The organism is Helicobacter mehlei (assembly GCF_007280785.1).
GTDB lineage: Bacteria > Campylobacterota > Campylobacteria > Campylobacterales > Helicobacteraceae > Helicobacter > Helicobacter mehlei.
This window is the reverse complement of sequence record NZ_VKGC01000001.1, coordinates 97809-118344: the sequence shown is the minus strand read 5'-3', so window position 1 is coordinate 118344 and position 20536 is coordinate 97809. Positions and strand designations below refer to the sequence as shown.

The window sequence follows — 20536 nt, the reverse complement described above, 5'->3', positions numbered from 1 at the left end:
TTTGTGTGGGTATCACATTAGCAAAGGATGCAAAGATGAGTTTTCGGATCAATACCAATGTTGCGGCTTTAAATGCGCACACAATCGGCGTGCGCAACAATCGGGACCTTGCTAGCTCTTTAGAAAAATTAAGCTCAGGGTTGCGAATCAATAAAGCCGCTGATGATGCTTCAGGGATGGCAATTGCAGATAGTTTGAGAAGCCAGAGCGCGAGTTTAGGGCAGGCAATCAAAAATGCCAACGATGCGATCGGGATCGTCCAAACCGCTGATAAGGCGATGGATGAGCAGATCAAAATCCTAGACACGGTGAAAACAAAAGCCGTTCAGGCCGCTCAAGATGGGCAGACTGCAGAGACTAGAAAAGCTTTGCAGAGCGATATTCTACGGCTTTTAGAAGAGCTAGACAATATCGCTAACACCACGAGCTTTAATGGGCAACAGTTGTTGGCGGGTAGCTTTTCTAATAAAGAGTTCCAGATAGGTGCTTATTCTAACACCACCATCAAAGCATCCATAGGCCCTACAGGAACAGACAAGATCGGGCATGTGCGTTTTGAAACCTCGGGGATGGATCGTGCGGGGATGCAGGTGAGTGCCGGGGCAAATAACTTAAAAGAGGTTACGCTCAACTTTAAGTTAGCCAACTCGGTCAATGATTTTAAGTTGGAATCAGTCAAGATTTCCACCAGTGCGGGCACGGGCTTAGGGGCGTTGGTGGAAGTGATCAACAAGTTTTCTAACACGCTAGGCTTACGTGCAAGTGCCAATGTCATCGGGACCGGGGGTAAGCCCGTGCAATCAGGCACCATCCAAGGGCTCACCATCAATGGCGTGTTGATCGGGAACATCAACGATGTCAAACGCAACGACCGCGATGGACGACTCATCAATGCGATCAACTCGGTTAGGGAACGTACGGGTGTAGAGGCCTATATTGACATCTCTGGGCGTTTAAATTTGAAAAGCACCGATGGACGTGCGATCTCTGTGCATGCGGATGGGAAAAGCGGGGCTGTGCTTGGGGGTGGCAATTTTGTCGGCGTGTCAGGTAAAAGCCATGCGATCGTGGGGCGTTTGACTTTTGTCAAGCAAGATGCGCGCGACATCACCGTGAGTGGGATCAACTATAGCCATATTGGCTTGCATTCCTCTCAAGGGGTGGCCGAATACACGGTGAATTTACGCGCAGTCAGAGGTGTATTTGATGCCAATGTCGCTAGTGCCAGTGGGGGCAATGCCAATGCTACACAGGCAGGCCTCAACTTTAAGGGCATCGGTGCGGGAGTAACCAGCCTTAGAGGTGCGATGGTGGTGATGGACATGGCAGAGAGTGCGCGTGTCCAGCTAGATAAAATCCGCTCCGATCTAGGTTCTGTACAGATGGAGTTAGTGACCACCATCAACAATATCTCTGTAACGCAGGTGAATGTGAAGGCAGCCGAATCGCAAATTAGAGATGTGGATTTTGCCCAAGAGAGCGCAAGTTTCTCTAAATACAACATCTTGGCACAGAGTGGGAGCTTTGCGATGGCACAAGCCAATGCGGTCCAACAAAATGTCTTGCGACTCTTGCAATAGGGAGAATTGGGGCTTTGTCGCCTAATGCATGACATCTATGAAAAGAATTTGGCCATCTTGGCCACGAAGGACCCCTTGTTAGCCCTGCAACTCTCCCAAGTTAAAAGCAATCTCAAATATGAAGTCTTCATGCAAAAGGACGACTTCAATATCATTGACATCACCAGCAACACGCCCCTTTTTAAGCACAAACCCCTAGAGGAAAATCTCCAACGCCTCAAGGAATTAAGCCCCTATATCTACACGCCCTATTTGTATTTTTATGGTGCGGGGAATGGCATGCTTTACCGCTTACTCTTAGGGCATTCTCAAATCCAGCGAATCGTGGTGATCGAGCCTGAAATTGAAATTTTATTCATTGTCTTTAACTTGTTGGATTTTAGCGAGGAGATTCAAAACGATCGTTTGATTTTTTTGTTAGCCAGTGCGTGTTCTTACCAAATGCTTTCCTCTCTTTTTGACATGGACAAAAAGGCGCGCATTTATGCTAAAGTCTATGAGCTCATCATTTTCAACCATTACTACGATCGCTACCATGAGCAAATCCAGCAGATCAATCAAGATTTGATCAAGGCGATTGAAAATGCTGTCATCAGTGTGGGCAATGATGCCAGAGATGCCATCATGGGGATCAAACACCATGTCCAAAACCTCCCCTATCTGGTGCAAACCCCCACGCTTTTAAACTTGATTGATGCCCTTAAAAAGCGCAACGCCCTTTATAACACCGCCATTATTATCTCTACTGGACCTAGTCTTAACAAGCAATTACCCCTTTTAAAGCAGATCGCCCCCTATGCAACCCTCTTTTGCATCGATGCCTCTTTTCCCATTTTACATGCTTATGGCATCAAGCCTGACATTGTGCTCTCTTTAGAACGCGTGGAGGCTACGGCTAAATTCTATGAGGACACCCCAAAGCTTGCTCAAGAGGGTGTGATCTTTGCGATCACCTCCATTGTGCATGAACGCTTGCGTGAGGCGATCACGCATGGCGTGCCACAATTTAGCTTGCGCCCCTTTGGCTATACCAGTGTTTTTGGCTTGCATGAATATGGTTATTTGGGCATTGGCATGAGCGCGGCGAATATGGCTTATGAACTCATTGTGCACGCCCGTTTTGCGCGTTGCATTTTTATCGGTCAAGATTTGAGCTTTGCGCCTAGTGGGGCAAGCCATGCACAAGGGGCTTTGTATGGGGCTGATGAGATCGCCCCCAAGCAAGAGGGGGAAAAGATTTTTATTGAAGGCTATGGGGGAGAGGGGCAGGTGGAGAGTACACGGATTTGGAAACTCTTTTTAGATTTTTTTGAAAAGGACATTTACCACACGCCCTATAAACTGGAAGTGATCAACGCCACAGAGGGCGGGGCGCGCATACAAGGCACTTTAGAACTCCCCTTTACAGAATGCTTAAAGCGTATTCACGAGGATTTACAAACCACAGAACCCAAAACACCCCTCAATCTCACACCCCCAACACCCAAGCAAAGTGTGCATTTTTTAGCCAGTGCTAAGAAAACCTGCCAAGACATCATCGCTTATTCCAAAGAGTGCAAAGAAAAAATTGAGGGCTTGTTTTTAGAAGTGGCGGGGTTTTTAGAGGAGATCGAGGCCCTAAATGCCCAAAAACAACTAGAACGCTTGGATCTCAAAAAATTAGAGGAACTCAGCACCAAAATTGATGCGATCAAAGATTTATTTGAAGAAGTTAAATTTAACTATTGCTTTAATGATGCGATTCAGTCCTATATTTTCCACCAAGAGTTAGACATCGCCAAGATTGTGAGCAAAGCCACTTTTAATCAAGATGCGCTCAAAGCCAAACAATTAGAGTGGATTTACGCCCACAAGTACTGGCTTTTTAGCCTCGCTGGGGGGATCACCTGTGTGATGGAGATTATCGAGCAAGCCTTGCAAGCTTGGGGAAAAAATTAGCGCATAATTTTGGGGGCTCTAAAAAGGCTTATTAGACCCCTATGCTCTAATGCGTATAACCCATCGGAACGACCCCATTCTCTTCTGAGAGTCGCTTATGCTTTCCTAGTTTAGCGGTGTCTAACTCTTTGATCGCTTGCTTGAGGTCTTTTAAAAATAAGGACATTTGTTCCATACTCTGATCGGCGCGCACGACAATACGCATCACAGAGACATTTTGGAAATTGGCAGGGAGTGGATAAGCGGGTACCTGCCAGCCATTAAAACGCAGGCGATCGGCTAAATCATAAAGGTCCCATTGTTTTTCTTCTTGCGCTTGTGCATTCATCGCCCAGCAAACAATGGGGATATTCTCACCCCCATTAATCATGTCAAAAAGTCCCAATGCTTTAATGCCCCTTGCCAAGAAAAGCCCTACATCACGGGTTTTGGCATGCACGGCTCTATAACCCTCAAAGCCCCAACGCACAAAGCAATAATATTGTGCCCAAATTTGCGAGCCAGAGCGGGAAAAATTGATTTGAAAAGTGGGCTCAAAGTCCCCCAAATACGCCACCTTAAAGATCAATTCATCGGGCAAGAATTGCTTATCACGCCACATCACCCAGCCAATCCCCGGATAAATGAGCCCGTATTTATGCCCAGAAGTTGAGATAGAGATGACATTTTCAAGGCGAAAATCCCACGCTAGATCCGGCTCCATAAAGGGCAGATACAGTCCACCAGAGGCAGCATCGACATGGATGGACACGCTGATTTTAGCCTGTTGGTTATATTCACTTAGTAACCTATCTAAGGTCACAATGTCATCAAACGCCCCTGTATAAGTGATTCCCATGATGGGCACGATCCCAATCGTGTAGTCATCGCAAAGATCAATGGCTTTTTGCGCATTCAAGGTCAGGTCGTGCCAATCGCTCAGAGGAACTTCGCGCAACTCCACATCCCAATAAACGCAGAACTTTTCCCACACCACTTGGTAGCCCGAGCTGACAATGAGATTTGGCTTTTTGGCGTTGGTGTCGATGCCTAGAGCTTGTGCCCTCTTGCGCCATCTAAATTTCATCGCCATTCCGCCTAACATACAAGCCTCTGAGGAACCCACCGTGGAAGTGCCCAAATAATCCTCTTTAGGGTTGGCATTCCAAAGATTGGCGATGATATTCACACAGCGTTTTTCAATCTCGGTGGTTTGTGGGTATTCAGACTTATCAATGGCGTTAGTCGCCATGGAATCGAGCATGATTTTTCGGGCTTCCTCCTCCATATAGGTCTGCACAAAGGTGCAAAGATTGTAGCGGGGGTTGCCATCATGCATCATCTCATCGGACACCAACTGGTAAGCGATGCGCGGATCCATCATCTTTTGCCCTATCTTTTCGCGGGGCAACAAAACATCGCTCTCCGCACTGCCAAAAATGGGCGTAGAAGAAGTGTCCGCCTTAAAAACAAATTTTTCCTCATCTCTTTCGATGTGACTTTTTTTGTGTAACATGAGAAGTCTCCTATTTTCTTTAAATGTGCTTTAAACTGAGAGCTTTTTCCAAGCCTGCATGAATCGATAATAGCGGTTTTTGGTTTTTAAATCTTAAACACACTTAAGAAGTCATTGAGATCAAGGGTTTGCTGGTTGAGTTCATTAGAGGATTTTTGCATCGAATCGTTGATTTTTAATAAATCTTGCACACAGGCAGCGATTTTGTCTCCATTCTCAAGAACACTTGTGGTGTGTGCGTTGATTTTTTGGATATTGTTGAGATTAATCAAGGATTGATCCACCGCGCTCACAATCACGCTAGAGAGATGGTTCATGTGGCTTTGCATTTGGCTTGAGTGTTGGGCTAGAATTTGCATTAATTGCAGATTATCCTTTCTCTCTTGGTTCATCTTGGCAATGGATTTCAAAATGTGCTTGACAATGGCTTCACTCTCTGTAATATTGCCTTGAGTCCTCTCGGCTAATTTTCTCACCTCATCGGCCACCACCGCAAAGCCCCGCCCGTGCTCGCCCGCCCGTGCGGCTTCTATGGCGGCATTGAGGGCGAGCAAATTCGTTTGATCGGCAATCTCGGTGATGGCATCCAGTACACTTGAAACATTCTGTGCCTCTGTGGATAAAGATTGCATTTCTAGGGCATCATTTTCCTCATTGGCTTTGTTGCGTTGGACATGCTCATCAATCACGCTCACTGCTGCCTTGGTTTCAGACACATTTTTGAGCACGCCCTCTAAAAGCTCTCGGGTAGAAAGGGACACCGCCATGCTCTCATCTAGGATTTGGCGGCTAGAGTGGCTTAAATCCGTGTTACTACGGCTAATTTGTTCGATTTGCTTGGAATTGGAGTCCAAATCTGCAGAAATGGTGCCTAGAGACTTGGAGATTGCCGTGTTGTTTTGCACTTCCTTAAAGATTTTTTGTAAGGTGTTGCGCATGTACTCGATGAAGACATTCACCGATTTGGTCATCAAACCTATTTCATCATGGGTAACAATGGCGATCTTGTCGGTGAAAGTTTTACTATCTACGATGTGTTGTAATGCCTTGTTAATCTTTTGCAATCTCTTAAAAATATTGCGCACCACCAAGAGGGACAAAATTGTCGTAACAATAATGAGCAACACTTCACAGATTGCCAAGAATACAAAATAGTGGGTATTCTTGCTGATCTCAGTCTCAGTGAGATTTGTGATGTTTGTGCTGATTGTATCCTCTACTTGTTTGAGCAAATCGATTTTTCTTGTGATGGTTGCAAACCAGATTGTAGGCTTAATGCCAAAATTGCCCACAAGGTATTTTTTGATCAGTGCTTGGCGCATCGCCTCCACATCTTTAAAGCTTGAATCCTGTGAGACTTGGCGGAAAAACGCCACGCTCTTGGCATCCCCAAAGGAGAGGAAATATTTTGTAAAAACCTCTTGCTTGGCCACTAAGGCGATGAATTTAAAATAATTGGGATCGGCTGGGGCATTGGCGATGAAGATTCGATTGGCTGTAGCCCTCTCTAGCCCAGACATCTCTTTGGCATAAAGGAAGCTGATATAGCCCATCATTCTATCCGCAATGCGGGAGCTATGGATGATATTAATGGATTCTAGCACGCTATCTAAAAAGAGATCGATGCTTTGCGTGAAGTAGGCAATCGTGCTATCCACAAGTGCCTTCTTATCCTCAGATACCATGGCATCGCGGATTTGGGGTAATTTGTCTAAAAAATGCAACTCTTTTTGCAAGGTCTGTATGTATGCAACATCTAAACCCGGAGCGGAATTTAGAAATTTTTTAAGTTGCTCTAAGCGCGTATCTGTGTGCCGCCTTTGCTCTTGTAGCTCTTTGGCAAATTGCACCCCATTACTAGAGAGGAAACCCGCACTCATCCCGCGTTCTTTTTGCATTTCATGCACGAGCGCAGAGAGGTATTTGGACACCTCGACTTGGCGCGCTAAGTCCTTATTGCGCACCAAAGAGCCATAAGTGTTATATAATTGCCACAACATAAAGGACAATAGGGCTACCATCGGAATTGAAATGATTAATATGATTTTACTTTGTAACTTCAAACCATTAAGCGGACCCAAAAAAGACTCCTAAAAAACGCTTGTTATTGACAATTCTCTTAATAACCACGTCTATATCACCCAACATTCCTTGGAAATTCTAGCATATTTCACACAAACAAGGTTTAATGTGTTGGCGTGATTCTACCAACATTTTGTCTCTAGGTTTTCTCTATTTGTGTCAAAGGAGATTATATGCGACTCACCAACTCGCCTTTTGGACCAGTTGACTTCAGGTATGTTGCACGAACAAAGAATATCGCCACTGCTACACTCGGACCAAAGGCTTGCAATGCTTAGGCATATTCTCTCCTTTCTTTAAGATTAAACTAATCCACAACATTCACAAAACCGCTTGTTTTAAAGCGCTTGCACGTCTATTTGGGCGTTATTTGCCTTGATTTGGCAGGTTTCTATGTTTTGTTGGGAGCGCCCTAGTTGGATATTCCCATTATTGATTTTAATCTCTAAGGCGCGCACGCCCGCTTGTAGTTCAATCGTGCCGTTATTTGCCTTGGTGTAGCAGGTGTCTAGGGGCTCATATAAGAATAAGTCGCCCGAATTGACCTTAGCCTTGAAATTTTTGATCGCGCTTTTCACGCTGACACTGCCATTATTGAGCTTTAACTCTAATCGTTCTATGGGCGCATTCACCGCCACCTTAGCGTTGTTGGCAGACAAGTAAAGGGCGATGTGATTAACAGGCAGATAAATTTTAGCCCTCCGGAAAACCTTGCAATCCCCTTGCAAGCCCTTTTTTACTAAGAGGGCAAAGGCATCCCCAATGCTACGGATTCCCCTAATCTCTTCGACTAATTCCTCATCCTCTGGGGTGGTGATGTAAAGGCTGTGATCGTTGTGCTCGATCAAGAGATCCGAATCGCTAGTATCGCTTTCAAACACCACGAACGCGTCTTTTTTATCGGTGGGCAAGACTTCAATTTCCATCTTTAAGCCAAACTTCACTTCTAAGTCGCTGGCTTTAAACTCAAATGTTTTTTCCATCGCTCACTGCCTTTCTTAAAATTTCCTTTTGTTTGCGGATTTTTTCCACTAAAAAGGGCGCATTTTTGGGGACAATGGGGCATTTCTTGGATTTGCTGAGGTAGTTTTTGAGCACACAGGCGCGCCCCATACATTGGAAGAAAAAGAAACAATCCTTACAAGCGGGGTCAAATTGGATGTGCTCCTCCCACGCCTCGAGCTTATGCGCCTCTAGTTTTAACCCCTCTTGCAAATTACCAAATTTATTATGCTCTTGGTTGAGCGCGATGGTGCATTTAAGCACCTCTAATTTAGGATTGATCGTTAAATTCGAGGACTTGGAGGCATAACACACCGATCCGGCAATTTGGGTAAGCATGCCTAAATCGCCTAGTAAAAAGCCCTGTTCTTGCGCCTCCCTCTCCCAAGTGCCCTGCATATCGGCGCACCGCTATGACAAGCTTGCTTGCGCTCGGGCGTGATGGTGTTATTGCCCTCAGAATAAAGCCCAATGGGTCTAAAGAGTAGGGCAAAGCGGTGATCCCCATTGATAAAGTCAAGATTTTTAAAGAATTGCGCTCTTTGTTCGGGACTAGAGCTGTGTTGGTTGAAGTTACACCTCAACATGATGTAAAAGTGCTCTTTAAGCGCGCTGATCGCCTTGATATTGCCCATGATCTGATCATAACTCCCGCCCCCGCCACATTTGGGGCGCATTTTGTCATGCTGTTCTTTAAGCCCGTCTAGGGTGATCTGAAAGGCTTTGACATTGCGTTGCACCAACGCTTGCATGTTCTCTTGACTCAAAAGATAGCCATTGGTGGTCATAGAAGCAGTGTGTTTGATATGGGCAATTCTCTCTTGAAAGGCTAAAATCCATTTGAGGTTTAAAAGGGGCTCACCCCCGAAATATTCGATGCGGATGCGCTTGTCTTGGTTATGCGCGATGAACTCAAAGATTTTATCGCTGGAGCTGTTTAAATCTGGCGGTGTCCTCGTGGTTTTCATAGCAATAGACACAGCGAAAATTGCACGCATCCCCTGCTGGGAGCAAGATTAAATGCAACTCATTCTGTTCTTTTTGAATCTGCTTATCAAATTCTCTTTGGTAAAAGCCCTTTAAAAAGGCTTCATCGACTAGAAAAGCATTTTGGCTTAAAAATTCGAGGTGCTGAGCGGGGAAGTCTTCAGTAAAGGCGATTTGGTGCTTGGTTAGCTCTGCAATGTATCTTGGCTCAATGGAAACACCGATGTCATTGAACCAATTATAGAGGTAGAGTTCCCCCCCGATTATCTAAAATGCTCACTTGTTTGGGTAGCTGGTTGTAATTCATTTAAAGCCCTCCTAGTGGCTCAGCCGTAGCATAATTTTTTACTCAAAATCCTTAAGTTAGGGTTTAATATAGCCCAAATCTAAAAGCGCGTTCGCCATTTCTTTAAGAATGGGGCCGTTTTTGCTCCCCCCCTCGCCATGTTCGACTAAAATGGTGATGGCATATTGGGGGTTTTTGTAGGGCAAAAAGGCGGTGATCCACGCATGTGAGCGGTGGAAATATTCCATTTGACTCTCTTTGATGCGCACTTGGGTATTTTGATCGATCCCCACCACTTGGGCAGTACCCGTTTTGCATGCTAAAGCCACCTTCGTCCCACGCGTGCTTTTATAGGCTGTGCCCCCGGGGGTGCTACAAGCCCCATACATCCCCTCACGCAAGAAGGGGAGTTTGGATTTTTGTAACCCATCTAAAACATCCTGGGGCTTGGGATGTTCTTTAAGGGAAAAATGAGGGATGGGGAGTTTGCCCGAGGCAATTAGTGCAGTGTAGTTAGCCACCTGCATGGGCGTGGCTAGAAAAGAGCCCTGACCAATGGAGGTGATCAGCGTATCCCCCACATTCCACATCGCCCCAAAGCGTTTCATCTTCCAACTCGGATCGGGCAAGATTCCCACAAACTCATTGGGCAAATCCACCCCGGTTTTTTTCCCAAAGCCTAGTTTCCTGAAGGTTTTGGTGAGGTTGTCAATGGATATATCTAAAGAAAATTTATAAAAATAGACATCGACAGATTCTTTGATCGCCTTATAAAGATTGGTTTCGCCATGCCCCCCTGCTTTCCAATCCCTAAACTTGCGTTTCCCCACTTCAATATAACCGGGTGCAAAAACACTTGTTTTTTCCGTGATGGGTAGGTATTCTAAGAAACTCAAGGCTGAACCCATTTTCACCACCGAGCCGGGCGGGTAAAGCCCATTGATGAGGCGGTTTAACAAGGGGTTGTAGATATCATCTTGCAGATTTTTCCAATTAGCCACACTAATACCCCCAATAAATTCGTTCAAGTTATACTCCGGATAACTCCCAGCCACTAAAATCTCCCCAGTATGCACATCCATGACAATAATTGCGCCCCGTTTGTCGATAAACAGCGTGTCTGCCTTGTGTTGCAAGCGTTTATCGAGGCTTAAAATGAGATCATTATTGGTTTGAGGCTCCTTTTTCTCCAACACTTCCAATTCTTGATTGAGCGCATTCACGCTGACTAGCTTATAACCCATCTCACCTTGCAAAAAGTCGTTATATTCTTTTTCTAACCCGGTCTTGCCGATGGTGTGGGTGTATTGACTCTTGGGGTTTTCTTTGAGGTCTTGGGTGTTAGCCGCACTCAAATACCCGATCACATGTGCGGCTAGGGCGTTATTGGGGTAGTAGCGCTTGTTTGCCGCATTGATAATGATATGTGGGTTTTGGGTGAGCTTGGCATAGAGGGGTTGCATTTGGTCATAGGGGATAAAGTCCAAGATAATAATGGCATTGTGGTTGTAGCGGGAATTTTGTTTTTGGTAATCCTCGAGCGCGTCGGTGGGGTTTAAATCGGGGAAGTAGTGTTTTAAATACGCAAGCTGGGCTTGCAGTTGGGCTTTTTTTAAAGAGGGGGGGAGGGCGATGCTAAAACCTAGTTGGTTAATAGCGAGCAATTCGTGGTTGCGATCCATGATCAGTCCCCGGGTGGGCACTAAGATTTCTTTTTTGGTCATGTTGCGCAAAGCGAGTCGCTCAAAGTAGTCGTTGGTCTTGATTGTCAAAATAAAGATTTTGAGCAATAACAATGCCCAAACTAGGAATAAAAACCCTAAGACGAATTTATACCTGAGACTTAACATAAACCCTCCAGAGCACAAACTCAAAAAGGCTATAACCCACTAGATAGCGGAGCATTTCGACACTATTTTGATTCAAGAAAGACAGAATCACAAAGTAAATCGCATAGATTGCAAAAATATGGAGGGCATCACCTAGTGGGTTGTCTGCAAACATGTTCAAAAGCCAATGCACCACGATCTTATCGTACAGGATGAAGAGCAAAATCAAAACCCCCAAGGGTTCTAGGTGGATGGCTTCAATGCAGAGCAGACAAAAAAAGATGTAGAGCATCCACCCGTTTTGTTGGTCCTCTTGGGCACTGAGCATGCGGTAAAAGGCAAATAAAAACCCAATCATGGGGGGTAAAAACAAATAAAGGTCTTTTAAATTGCTATACAAGTAAAAGCCCAGCCCATAGGCGATCCAGCGGGTATAGTGCTTGAATTTAAGTATTTTCATCAGTTTTGATCCCAAAAAGTCCCTCGATGATCGCCATTTGGATCGCATCTAAAGAGCCAAATTTAGCAGAAATGTCAGTTGTTTTTAAGCAAGTGGCTAGGCAGTTGGGGGTTTTGTGCCAAAGGGCGTGTTGTTGGTTGGCATTGAGTTTATCAAATTTGGTGTAAATCCGGCGCACTTGTTGGGTGGGGGCAATTAACTGATCTAAAAAACACGCGACCTCTTGATCGAGGGCAAGGTTGGGGTGCCGTGCATCCACAAGGTGCAAGAAAAGCTTAATGCTACTACGTGTTTTTAACAAATTGCATAAAAAAACCCCCCATTCTTGTTGCAAACTCTTAGAAACTTTGGCATACCCAAAACCGGGTAAGTCGATACAATGAAATTTTAAGACTTGGTGTGTTAATTGCCATCTAGTGTCAAAAAAATTAGCTGTTTGGGTTTTACCCGGGGTGGCCGAGCTCTTGGCAATTTTTTGTTGCAACACCTTGTTAATTAGGGTGCTTTTACCCACATTGCTACGCCCCAGAAACACCACTTCGGGTAGGTGCATCGGCGGACAATGCTCTAGCTTACTGGCCGCACATAAAAATTGACTCTGCAGGACTTTAATGGGGGGCATGGGATTCCTTGGAGTGCTGGGCTTTTTGTTTGGCTTTTTTGGCCTTTTCTTGCTCGTTGGCTTTTTGGATGTCCTCCATATCAAAGATAAATTTAGCCGGCTTGTCTTTGCCCCCCACCACATCTGCATACCCGCTCACATTATTTAAGATGATCTCTTCGCCCTTAATGGAGTTGATCTTGCCCACTTCATTGACCACCGCATTTTGCAAGAGGCGGTATTCACGCTTGATTGCATCATAGATCAAGCGATCGGAGTGCCCCTCCACATGGCGGCCATCTTGGGTTACAATGTGGAATTTGACCGACCCGATCGCCTCGTATTTAATGGGTTTGCGTTTTTGGTTGGTGTAGATCACAACCTTATCAGCCGTGAGGGTGTCCTGCCCTTTTTTGATGAAAACATGCCCTTCAATGATGGTGGTTCTTTTCTTTTCATTGGCTAAAAATTTATCAGCAGTGATCTCCAAAGTCTCCTTGAGGGGCACAGCACCTAAGAGCCCCACTAACACCAGCAAATAGAATAATCTTAAAATGGCAAATCCCCTGTGGGTGATTTTCTTGAGGATTGTTGGGTATTTTCTAGGTTGATAACCGCGTGGATGTGTTTAGCCCGCAAGATTTTGGCCACATGGTTGTAGGTGATGTCATCGCCCTTCACATCTCCCTCTGGCGCACTCAAGTAAAAATACCCGTGCCCATCAAAAGTCTGTTTGCTGTGATCATAAGTGCCTTTTTGACTCCAAAAACTTTCGTTATTGCTGGTTGTGTAAAGAACGCCCTTAGGGAAGGTGTAAAGATCCTTTTTACGCACCACCACTTCTCCTTTAGCGTGCTCTTGGGTGTGGGTTTGGGGGTCAAACTTGCTGAGTGTAAAATCATAGAGCACCTCGTGATCGCTATATTGCAATGCTCTGCTCCCTTCAATCTTAAAATCGGTGCTGGCGGTGCTTGTTTGGAAAGCGTGGAATTTTTGCACCTCAATTTTAGCAAACTCGCCCCCTTTGGTTGAGAGACTAGGCTGGGGTTTTAAAAAAAGCAAAATCAAGCCCACCATCACCACGCTTAAAGAAATAAAAAAAATCCAAATTGAGTTGAGCCGTCCCACAAATTATTCACGCACCAAGATCGTGGGTTGGGACATGTGTTTGGCATAGTCATTTGCCTCTTCTTCGCTCTTAAAGCCGCTGATAAAAACGCGGTAGATGGGCTGGTTGTCTTTGATTCCTTCTACCATGCGGATTTTATGCCCCTTTTTTAATTTGGCTTGCCAATTGCGTTGTGCCTTGAGTGCCCCCTCTTTATTCCTAAAAGCCCCCATTTGCAACGAAAATTCCCCACCGCTGTAGCTTTGTTGGGTGGGACCGACTTTAAATTCTTTTTGGAGGGTGTGGTTTTGGGGGATGTTTAGAGTTTTAGCATATTGCTTGGAGACCACCCCCCCAAACCCTAGCACCTGCAGTTTGACAGGAGCAACCCCCTTGCCCACCATTTCAATATCCCTAGCGGCGATGTTGGAGAGATCGATGATGCGGTTAGGCACAAAGGGACCTCGATCATTGATCCGCACAATGGTGCTTTTGTTGTTATCCTTATTGGTAACCTTGACAATGGTATTCATGGGTAGGGTTTTATGGGCGGCGGTGTGGGCGTACATGTTATAAGTCTCGCCATTACTCGTTTTTCTAGCGTGGAAATTGGGGCCATACCAGCTAGCATACCCATCAAAGGTCTGCCCTACAGCGACTTTTGTTGGGTAGTAGGTCTTTCCACCCACCTTATAAGGGCGCATGGTGGCTCTTTGCATTGCCTCTGAATCAATCATGCCCCCCGTGAGCGATCGGGGTGTAACTTTAGCGGTTGTGGGCGGGAGAGGTGCGCTAGGGGAGGTTTTAGTGATGGGGGGTGTAGAACTGAGCGGAGGTTTGGGGCTGGGGGTGCTAGAGACACTAGGGGTGCTAGGCGTGTTTGGGGGGGTGGTGTGGAAACTGGGTTGGGGCTGGTAGGAGCGGCTAGGGGTTTGGCTAACAGGTGGGCTATAAGGCTCATTGGAGTAAGCAGGCGTGTTAGGGGAGTAAGAAGGGGCGTTGGATCGTGCCCCACCGAAGTTTCTAGCATCTTTATAAGCCCATAGACTTTCATGGGATTTGGCACTGGGGGGTGGTGTGCGGGGGGTGGAGGGGGTTTGTTTGCAACTGGCTAGAAACAACACACACACCAGTCCTAAGAGCCTATTGGATAAATTCATTTTGCGCCACTTTTCGACCACTTTTTTCAGAGGGTTGTTTTTTGAGGATCGGGATGATGAGGTGTTGGTTACGGCTCAAAAACGAGCCTTTTAAGTTGTTTGCCATTTTGAGCATCTCAATACTGATATGGAATTTTTTGGCAATGGAATAGAGGCTTTCTCTGGGCTTGACTTTGTGGCTAATGAAATTGCTGGCAATGTCTTTGCTGGGCGTGTAGTGTTGCCTAAAATAGGCCAAATTCTCATAGGGGATATAAACCATGCTTTTTTGCCCAATGGGGAGGAAATTATATTTAAACTGGTGGTTGTAAGATTTAAGTTCAATCAAAGAGAGTCTAGCTCCTTTGGCCACCTTTGCTAATAAAGTCCCCCCTTGAATTTCCAAACTGGCTAGTGCCACGCGTGATCCGCGATTCAGCAGATATTCTTTGTGTTCCAACGCATCGATATTGCTAAAGGCAACCGCCAAGCTCAAAATGGAACGGATATAGTTGCGAGTCTCTTTGGGCAAGAATTTTTTATCCTCGTCAAGTAAGATATTCAGATCATCGCTCCTAGCCTCTTTGATGGCTTGCAACACCCGACCCGGACCGCAATTATATGCCATCGCTACCAAATACCATTGCCCGGTTTGCTTGTAGAGCATTTGGAAGTAACTAATAGCTGCTTGGGTGCTTTTGATGGGATCACGTCTCTCATCGATATAACGATTAACCTTTAAGCCTAACATTTTGGCGGTTTCGGGAATGAATTGCCAAATCCCCACCGCCTTTTTATCGCTCTTGGCATCTGTAGCAAAATGCGACTCAGCCATCGCCAAAAACAAAAACTCTACGGGGATATTGGCTTGGATGAGCATGCTTTTAATCGTGGGGATAAAAACCCCATTGGCATCGTAATGTTTGATGAGTCCCTTCAAAGTTTGCTGGATATTTTGGTAGGTTTGGGTATTATCCACGCTCGCTAAAAACTCCCCATCGACCCCAAAGGCGTTTAAGGGCTTTAAATTCAATACATTATTAACTAAAGAGTGGGCACTAAGTGGGTTGCCCAGACAGAATGCCAAGAACAGGCTGATCAGGTTTAATTTTTTCATTTAGGACGCTCTTAAGCAACCAAAGAGGTTTTGGGCGTTTCGGGTGGTGATTTGCGCTAGGGTGTTAGGGTCTAGATCCAGCACATGGGCTATTTTTTGGGCAATTAGGGCAATATGCTTGGGTTCGTTGCGTTGTCCTCTAAAAGGATGGGGGGTTAGGTAGGGCGCATCGGTTTCTAGCAACAAGCGATCTAGGGGGATTTTAGGCAAAACCCCCACTAAATCTTTAGCATTTTTAAAAGTCGCCACGCCACCAATGCCAAAATAAAAACAAGAACTTAAATCCAGCAACACTTCATCGGCGTTGTAGCAATGCAAAACCCCCCTAAGATTGGGGTAACTTTTTAAAATGTGGTAGGCATCTAGGCTCGCCTCGCGGATATGCACGATCAAGGGCTTAGAATACTCTAGGGCTAATCCAATTTGTGCCCTAAAAATATCTTGTTGGGCTTGCTTGATGGAATCTGCTTGGCTCTCTTGGCGGTGGTAATCCAGCCCACACTCACCTACCGCCACACATTTAGGGTGCTGGATATGCTCTTTTAAAACACCCAAATCAAAACTTTGTTGATCTAATGGATGGACACCCACCGCAAAATAAAGTCCCGCATGCCTCTCGCTCAAGGCGATGGCGCGTTTTAAATCCTGTGGATCAGCCCCCGGGATAATGGCCACATTGACATGCACCTCCCTAGCACTCTCTAAGACCTCTTGTAAATCAGACTCATAGAGGGCGTGATCCAAATGGCAATGGGTATCAATCAACATATGTCTCCCTTACACAATCAAAAGCTCTATTATATTATAATCTCAAGCGATATAGCCTAAATTTTGCCACAAAAAAGGACACTTTAAGGAGATCACCATGTTTAGCGGGCTCATCTACCAAGTCGCCCAAGTAAAATCTCTTAAAGGCGATCTTTTAGAGATCAAGAGCGATTATATCCCCAAAATTGGGGATAGCATTGCCATTAATGGCGCATGCTTGAGTGTAGTTGCTTTAAACTCTCATGGCTTTAGTTTGCAACTCAGTCAATACACCCAAGAGAGCATCGCCCTAGAAAATTACCAACAAGGTGCGTTGGTGAATTTAGAACCTGCCTTGCTGGCTAATTCTAGACTGGATGGGCATTTAGTGCAAGGGCATGTCGATGGGATTGGGATCATTGAGCAAATTAAGTCTGTGGCTAATCAAATCAGCGTGCAAATCCAAGCCCCCCCCGATATTTTAAAACTCTGTATCCCCAAAGGCTCGATCGCCATTGATGGGGTGAGTCTCACTCTTGCAAGCGTGGGTGCTGAAAGCCTAGAGTTGGTGATCATCCCGCTCACCTTTAACAACACCCTTTTTAAAACCTGCCAAAAGGGGCGGCGGGTGAATATCGAAACCGATATGTTAGTTAGGAGCGTGGCACATCTCTTGGCCAAGCAAGCCCCTATGCCGACATGGCAAGTGCTAGACGCGCTCGCATTGGCTTACTAATGGGCATGTCCAAAGCGGCCGCACTGGCCTATAACATTGGCACAGACAACGCCCCTAAAGTAGTCGCCTCGGGTGTGGGACAGATTGCTAAAGCCATCATCGACAAAGCTAAAGCCTTCGATGTCCCGCTTTTTTGCAACGCTGCGCTGGTGGAATCCTTGTTAGATGTGCGTCTGGATAGCACGATCCCTCCCGAGCTTTACCAAAGTGTTGTAGAAGTCTTTGTTTGGCTACAAAATATTGAAAGCCACGCCCAAATGAGTTCTTAGAGTAGTTGCCAAATTAGCCTAAATAGGCTACAATCCGCACTGGATTTTACTTTGATAAGGACAGGGATGGAAAATAGGGACGATACAATCATCAGGTTCTCTGTGTCTTTACAGCAGAATTTATTAGATGAATTGGACAACCGCATCATCAAAAATGGCTACTCCTCACGCTCCGAACTGGTGCGCGACATGATCCGTGAGAGACTTGTTGAGGATAGTTGGTCTAAAGATGAAATGTTGCCAGAAATGGAAAATGGCTTGACCGTTGCGGTGCTGGTGATTATTTACGATCACCACCAACGCGAGCTCAACCAAAAGATCATTGACATCCAACATGAAAGCCATATCAGCATTTTATGCACCACCCATGTGCATTTAAACCAAAATAATTGTTTGGAAACCATCATCTTAAGGGGACGCCCCTCACAGATCATGCACTTGCACCTAGAGATTGGCGGGCTTAAGGGCGTGAAATTCTCCAAACTCACCAAAGCCTCTAGCTTCAAACAAAATAGCTAGGATTTTTGTGGATATTGCACTCTATGGTGGGAGTTTTGATCCCCCCCATATCGCCCATTTGGAGGTGATTAAACAGGCTTTAGAAAACCTCAAACCCGATAGACTCTTTGTGCTGGTGGCTTACCAAAACCCCTTTAAAACCCACCCTTGTTTTAGCCCCCAACAACGCTTAATGTGGATGCGCCAACTTTTAAAGGACTTAGACAAAGTGCAAGTGAGCGATTTTGAGATTTTACAAAACCGCCCCGTGCCCAGCATTGAAAGCGTGGAACATTTTTACCAAAAATTCCAACCCAACAAACTTTATTTTATCATTGGTGCAGATAATGTTGTTGGACTGGAACGTTGGGAAGGTTATTTGCAATTACAAAAATTGGTAGAATTAGTGGTTGTGCATCGGGAGGGGTACGCCCTACAACTCCCACAAGGCTTTAGGGCACAATCTCTGTTTTTGCCCCGCATCAAACGCCCGATCTCCTCAACCCAGATTAGAATTTGTTTAAAACAACACTGTATTAGCCAAGATATCCCCTATGCCCTGCAACCTTGTGCGATTCAAACTTTTAAGGAAAACTATGCCAAACCCAAGAATTACTAGGATCGTGGAACTCTTAGAGGATAAAAAGGCTACCGATATCGCCCTATTTGACTTGAGCAAGCAAGAATACATCACCGACCATGTGATTATCGCCACCGCCCTAGCAGGTAAACACGCTCTAGCCCTCTTAGATCACCTCAAAAGCACGCTCAAGCCTCTTGGTGAGGAATTTTATGCCATTGATGAGAGTAATGAAGAATGGCTTGTGATTGACTTGGGCGATGTGATGGTGCATCTTTTCACGCAGGCTTATCGCGAACGCTTCAACCTAGAGGGCTTTTTAAAAGATTACCACAACCCACGCGCGTGAATCCTACCCTCATTGCCATCATTGGGGCTAGTGGGAGTGGCAAGAGTGCCCTAGCCCTAGAGCTAGCCCAACGCTTAGATGCTGAGATTGTTTCACTAGACTCCTTGAGCATTTACAAAGAAATCAATATTGCCGCAGCCAAGCCCAGCCCCCAAGACCTGCAATGTGTGAAACATTACGGGATTAATGTTTTAGAAATCCATGAAAAAAACAACGCCCCCCTTTTTAAGCAAGAACTAGAAAAAGCGATCGCCACCACCCCTAAGAAAACCTTACTCATTGTGGGTGGGAGTGGTTTTTATCTTAAAGCTATCTTGGAGGGCTTAAGCCCCATGCCAAATTTAAGCCCTGAGCAACACTTAGAAATTCAAGAAAAAATCACAGCCCTGAATAATCCCCATGCTTTTTTGGCCCAAATCGATCCAGATTACGCCCAAATGTTCAAGCCCCAAGATACCTACCGCATCACTAAAGCCTTAGAAATTTATTTGGCAACTAAGACCCCCCCTACGCTCTATTTCCAAAAACACCCTAAAATCCCCTTTGATAGACCCATTAAACTCTATGCCCTACATGTGCTTAAAGAAAACCTGCACCAAAATATCGCCAAACGCACGGCACAGATGTTAAAATGCGGGATTGTGGAGGAAATTAGGGCACTTGTTGCCCAATATGGGAGCGATCACCAACCCTTTAGGGCAATTGGTCCTAAGGAGTGTTTGCAACACCTACAAGGCAAACTAAGTCTAAAAGAACTCTATGAAGCCATTTATACCCACACTTGCCAACTGGCTAAACGCCAGATGACCTTTAACCGCACGCAGTTTAAAGAGATTAGCTTGGTCGAACCACATGCGCTTTTAACAGATCTTGCGCCCTAATCGCGCACATGGGTCGTGCTTTTGATGATCACACTATTGTAGTCTTTTTGGAGCGGGCGGCGGTTGGGCTTGCTGTGCATGATGCGTTTGAGTTCCTCAAATTGTCTTTGAGAAATGCTGAGTGTTTCTTCGACAATAAACCAAGAGACACCCTCTGTGCAAGGAGGTGTGGTGAGTGAGCCATTAAAGTGGTAGTAATGGATGTCAGGGGGCAACAGAGTCTCTAGGGGTAAAATCTTGGGGGCTGACTTGTTTTTAAAGGAGCTAAATAAAGTGGTAAAAAGGGGATTGGCATCCCCAATATGGAAACCAATCCCCACGACCAACAAATGCCCATCATCATCTTGATGCACCAAGTGCATGCTTGTAGGCTCACGTTTGGAATGGATTGCAAATTCCATAGGAATATGGAAATGCAGGTTAATCAAGTAGTAGGGGTGATCGCGATAGAGAATAGTATTGGAGGGGGGTGCAAACTTAGCCACCAGAGTATGGTGATCGTAGCTAACAGAGGTGGGTCTGCGATCTTCATAGTCAAAAACGAGATTTTCTTTATCGGGTGTGTGGTAGTAGTGCTCGATGTTGATCGGGGATTGATTCTTGCCACTTTTGCAGGTGGCATAATCTTTGTGCAATTTATCCCAATGGTGGGCTCCCGTATGTTTGTCATAACTCCACTCACCAGCATTTAAGACACTAAGAGATAACAGACCGGCTAAAACCAACACATTTTTCATCAACATCCTTTTTGCTAGAAAGATACCTTGTTTATGCATGTATTTTTCTTTGAAAGTGACTTGTTTGTCTTAGTGGTAATCAAATCATGTAGTGAGGTAACAATCTGCCCAATCA

Annotated in this window: 22 protein-coding genes; 8 read left to right on the top strand and 14 right to left on the bottom strand. The window is 45.4% G+C overall.

Annotated elements, in window-relative coordinates; translation table 11 throughout:
- Positions 1–35 precede the first annotated feature (35 nt).
- Entirely contained in the window at positions 36–1580 is a 1545-nt protein-coding gene (locus FNE76_RS00625; RefSeq protein ID WP_120948096.1) for a flagellin B, read from the top strand.
- A gap of 24 nt (positions 1581–1604) precedes the next feature.
- Positions 1605–3518: a motility associated factor glycosyltransferase family protein gene (locus FNE76_RS00620; RefSeq protein WP_120948095.1), complete on the top strand. Its 1914-nt coding sequence runs from the start codon at positions 1605–1607 to the stop codon at positions 3516–3518.
- Positions 3519–3564: 46 nt separating this feature from the next.
- Here the strand turns inward: FNE76_RS00620 and FNE76_RS00615 are convergent, their stop codons facing one another.
- From FNE76_RS00615 to FNE76_RS00555, 13 genes are all read right to left on the bottom strand, one after another.
- Positions 3565–5013 carry a glutamate decarboxylase gene (locus FNE76_RS00615; RefSeq protein ID WP_120948094.1) on the bottom strand — a complete coding sequence of 483 codons (1449 nt, stop codon included), beginning with the start codon at positions 5011–5013 and terminating at the stop codon, positions 3565–3567.
- Positions 5014–5099: 86 nt separating this feature from the next.
- A complete protein-coding gene (locus FNE76_RS00610) occupies positions 5100–7013 on the bottom strand; it encodes a methyl-accepting chemotaxis protein (protein ID WP_143928323.1) in 1914 nt (637 codons plus the stop codon).
- Between the two features lie 420 nt (positions 7014–7433).
- Positions 7434–8078 carry a DUF4097 family beta strand repeat-containing protein gene (locus FNE76_RS00605; RefSeq protein WP_120948093.1) on the bottom strand — a complete coding sequence of 215 codons (645 nt, stop codon included), beginning with the start codon at positions 8076–8078 and terminating at the stop codon, positions 7434–7436.
- Entirely contained in the window at positions 8062–8496 is a 435-nt protein-coding gene (locus tag FNE76_RS00600) for an SPASM domain-containing protein (RefSeq protein WP_120948092.1), read from the bottom strand. The genes FNE76_RS00605 and FNE76_RS00600 overlap by 17 nt, the downstream gene beginning before the upstream one ends.
- A complete protein-coding gene (locus tag FNE76_RS00595) occupies positions 8448–9095 on the bottom strand; it encodes a radical SAM protein (RefSeq protein WP_120948091.1) in 648 nt (215 codons plus the stop codon). The genes FNE76_RS00600 and FNE76_RS00595 overlap by 49 nt, the downstream gene beginning before the upstream one ends.
- A gap of 352 nt (positions 9096–9447) precedes the next feature.
- Positions 9448–11220 carry a penicillin-binding protein 2 gene (gene mrdA, locus FNE76_RS00590; protein WP_120948090.1) on the bottom strand — a complete coding sequence of 591 codons (1773 nt, stop codon included), beginning with the start codon at positions 11218–11220 and terminating at the stop codon, positions 9448–9450.
- The gene (locus FNE76_RS00585; protein ID WP_235852230.1) at positions 11201–11659 is read right to left on the bottom strand and encodes a hypothetical protein; all 459 of its coding nucleotides are present in this window, start codon (positions 11657–11659) and stop codon (positions 11201–11203) included. The genes mrdA and FNE76_RS00585 overlap by 20 nt, the downstream gene beginning before the upstream one ends.
- Positions 11646–12281: a ribosome biogenesis GTP-binding protein YihA/YsxC gene (gene yihA, locus FNE76_RS00580; protein ID WP_120948089.1), complete on the bottom strand. Its 636-nt coding sequence runs from the start codon at positions 12279–12281 to the stop codon at positions 11646–11648. The genes FNE76_RS00585 and yihA overlap by 14 nt, the downstream gene beginning before the upstream one ends.
- Positions 12268–12798, bottom strand: a complete 531-nt coding sequence (gene lptA, locus FNE76_RS00575; protein WP_120948088.1) for a lipopolysaccharide transport periplasmic protein LptA — start codon at positions 12796–12798, stop codon at positions 12268–12270. The genes yihA and lptA overlap by 14 nt, the downstream gene beginning before the upstream one ends.
- Positions 12799–12809: 11 nt before the next feature.
- Positions 12810–13388 carry a hypothetical protein gene (locus FNE76_RS00570; protein ID WP_235852229.1) on the bottom strand — a complete coding sequence of 193 codons (579 nt, stop codon included), beginning with the start codon at positions 13386–13388 and terminating at the stop codon, positions 12810–12812.
- A gap of 3 nt (positions 13389–13391) precedes the next feature.
- Complete coding sequence (locus tag FNE76_RS08725; protein WP_328588032.1) at positions 13392–14528, bottom strand: septal ring lytic transglycosylase RlpA family protein; 1137 nt, start codon at positions 14526–14528, stop codon at positions 13392–13394.
- Positions 14512–15624, bottom strand: coding sequence for a lytic transglycosylase domain-containing protein (locus FNE76_RS00560; protein ID WP_120955620.1), 1113 nt, complete (start codon positions 15622–15624; stop codon positions 14512–14514). Before FNE76_RS00560 ends, FNE76_RS08725 begins: the two co-directional genes overlap by 17 nt.
- Entirely contained in the window at positions 15625–16392 is a 768-nt protein-coding gene (locus tag FNE76_RS00555) for a TatD family hydrolase (protein ID WP_120948085.1), read from the bottom strand.
- 97 nt (positions 16393–16489) lie between these two features.
- Here FNE76_RS00555 and ribE point away from each other — a divergent pair, with 97 nt between their 5' ends.
- The 6 genes from ribE (at position 16490) to miaA (ending at position 19684) form a co-directional block, all read left to right on the top strand.
- Positions 16490–17107: a riboflavin synthase gene (gene ribE / locus FNE76_RS00550; protein WP_120955619.1), complete on the top strand. Its 618-nt coding sequence runs from the start codon at positions 16490–16492 to the stop codon at positions 17105–17107.
- Entirely contained in the window at positions 17107–17376 is a 270-nt protein-coding gene (locus tag FNE76_RS00545; protein ID WP_120948083.1) for an EscU/YscU/HrcU family type III secretion system export apparatus switch protein, read from the top strand. Before ribE ends, FNE76_RS00545 begins: the two co-directional genes overlap by 1 nt.
- A 66-nt stretch (positions 17377–17442) precedes the next feature.
- Positions 17443–17895, top strand: a complete 453-nt coding sequence (gene nikR / locus FNE76_RS00540; RefSeq protein ID WP_006016853.1) for a nickel-responsive transcriptional regulator NikR — start codon at positions 17443–17445, stop codon at positions 17893–17895.
- Between the two features lie 7 nt (positions 17896–17902).
- Positions 17903–18493: a nicotinate (nicotinamide) nucleotide adenylyltransferase gene (gene nadD, locus FNE76_RS00535; protein ID WP_120948082.1), complete on the top strand. Its 591-nt coding sequence runs from the start codon at positions 17903–17905 to the stop codon at positions 18491–18493.
- A complete protein-coding gene (gene rsfS / locus FNE76_RS00530) occupies positions 18471–18803 on the top strand; it encodes a ribosome silencing factor (protein ID WP_120948081.1) in 333 nt (110 codons plus the stop codon). Before nadD ends, rsfS begins: the two co-directional genes overlap by 23 nt.
- On the top strand, positions 18800–19684 hold the full coding sequence (gene miaA / locus FNE76_RS00525) for a tRNA (adenosine(37)-N6)-dimethylallyltransferase MiaA (RefSeq protein ID WP_120948080.1): 885 nt from the start codon (positions 18800–18802) through the stop codon (positions 19682–19684). Before rsfS ends, miaA begins: the two co-directional genes overlap by 4 nt.
- Here the strand turns inward: miaA and FNE76_RS00520 are convergent.
- On the bottom strand, positions 19681–20421 hold the full coding sequence (locus FNE76_RS00520) for a carbonic anhydrase family protein (protein ID WP_120948079.1): 741 nt from the start codon (positions 20419–20421) through the stop codon (positions 19681–19683). The genes miaA and FNE76_RS00520 overlap by 4 nt on opposite strands.
- Positions 20422–20536 lie beyond the last annotated feature (115 nt).

Excerpts from the sequence above, each read along its gene's own strand:
- FNE76_RS00625 (WP_120948096.1), top strand. The coding sequence starts at position 36 with ATGAGTTTTCGGATCAATACCAATGTTGCGGCTTTAAATGCGCACACA.
- FNE76_RS00620 (WP_120948095.1), top strand. The coding sequence starts at position 1,605 with ATGCATGACATCTATGAAAAGAATTTGGCCATCTTGGCCACGAAGGAC.
- FNE76_RS00615 (WP_120948094.1), bottom strand. The coding sequence starts at position 5,013 with ATGTTACACAAAAAAAGTCACATCGAAAGAGATGAGGAAAAATTTGTT.
- FNE76_RS00610 (WP_143928323.1), bottom strand. The coding sequence starts at position 7,013 with ATGTTGTGGCAATTATATAACACTTATGGCTCTTTGGTGCGCAATAAG.
- FNE76_RS00605 (WP_120948093.1), bottom strand. The coding sequence starts at position 8,078 with ATGGAAAAAACATTTGAGTTTAAAGCCAGCGACTTAGAAGTGAAGTTT.
- FNE76_RS00600 (WP_120948092.1), bottom strand. The coding sequence starts at position 8,496 with ATGCAGGGCACTTGGGAGAGGGAGGCGCAAGAACAGGGCTTTTTACTA.
- FNE76_RS00595 (WP_120948091.1), bottom strand. The coding sequence starts at position 9,095 with ATGCGTGCAATTTTCGCTGTGTCTATTGCTATGAAAACCACGAGGACA.
- mrdA (WP_120948090.1), bottom strand. The coding sequence starts at position 11,220 with ATGTTAAGTCTCAGGTATAAATTCGTCTTAGGGTTTTTATTCCTAGTT.
- FNE76_RS00585 (WP_235852230.1), bottom strand. The coding sequence starts at position 11,659 with ATGAAAATACTTAAATTCAAGCACTATACCCGCTGGATCGCCTATGGG.
- yihA (WP_120948089.1), bottom strand. The coding sequence starts at position 12,281 with ATGCCCCCCATTAAAGTCCTGCAGAGTCAATTTTTATGTGCGGCCAGT.
- FNE76_RS08725 (WP_328588032.1), bottom strand. The coding sequence starts at position 14,528 with ATGAATTTATCCAATAGGCTCTTAGGACTGGTGTGTGTGTTGTTTCTA.
- FNE76_RS00560 (WP_120955620.1), bottom strand. The coding sequence starts at position 15,624 with ATGAAAAAATTAAACCTGATCAGCCTGTTCTTGGCATTCTGTCTGGGC.
- FNE76_RS00555 (WP_120948085.1), bottom strand. The coding sequence starts at position 16,392 with ATGTTGATTGATACCCATTGCCATTTGGATCACGCCCTCTATGAGTCT.
- ribE (WP_120955619.1), top strand. The coding sequence starts at position 16,490 with ATGTTTAGCGGGCTCATCTACCAAGTCGCCCAAGTAAAATCTCTTAAA.
- FNE76_RS00545 (WP_120948083.1), top strand. The coding sequence starts at position 17,107 with ATGGGCATGTCCAAAGCGGCCGCACTGGCCTATAACATTGGCACAGAC.
- nikR (WP_006016853.1), top strand. The coding sequence starts at position 17,443 with ATGGAAAATAGGGACGATACAATCATCAGGTTCTCTGTGTCTTTACAG.
- rsfS (WP_120948081.1), top strand. The coding sequence starts at position 18,471 with ATGCCAAACCCAAGAATTACTAGGATCGTGGAACTCTTAGAGGATAAA.
- FNE76_RS00520 (WP_120948079.1), bottom strand. The coding sequence starts at position 20,421 with ATGAAAAATGTGTTGGTTTTAGCCGGTCTGTTATCTCTTAGTGTCTTA.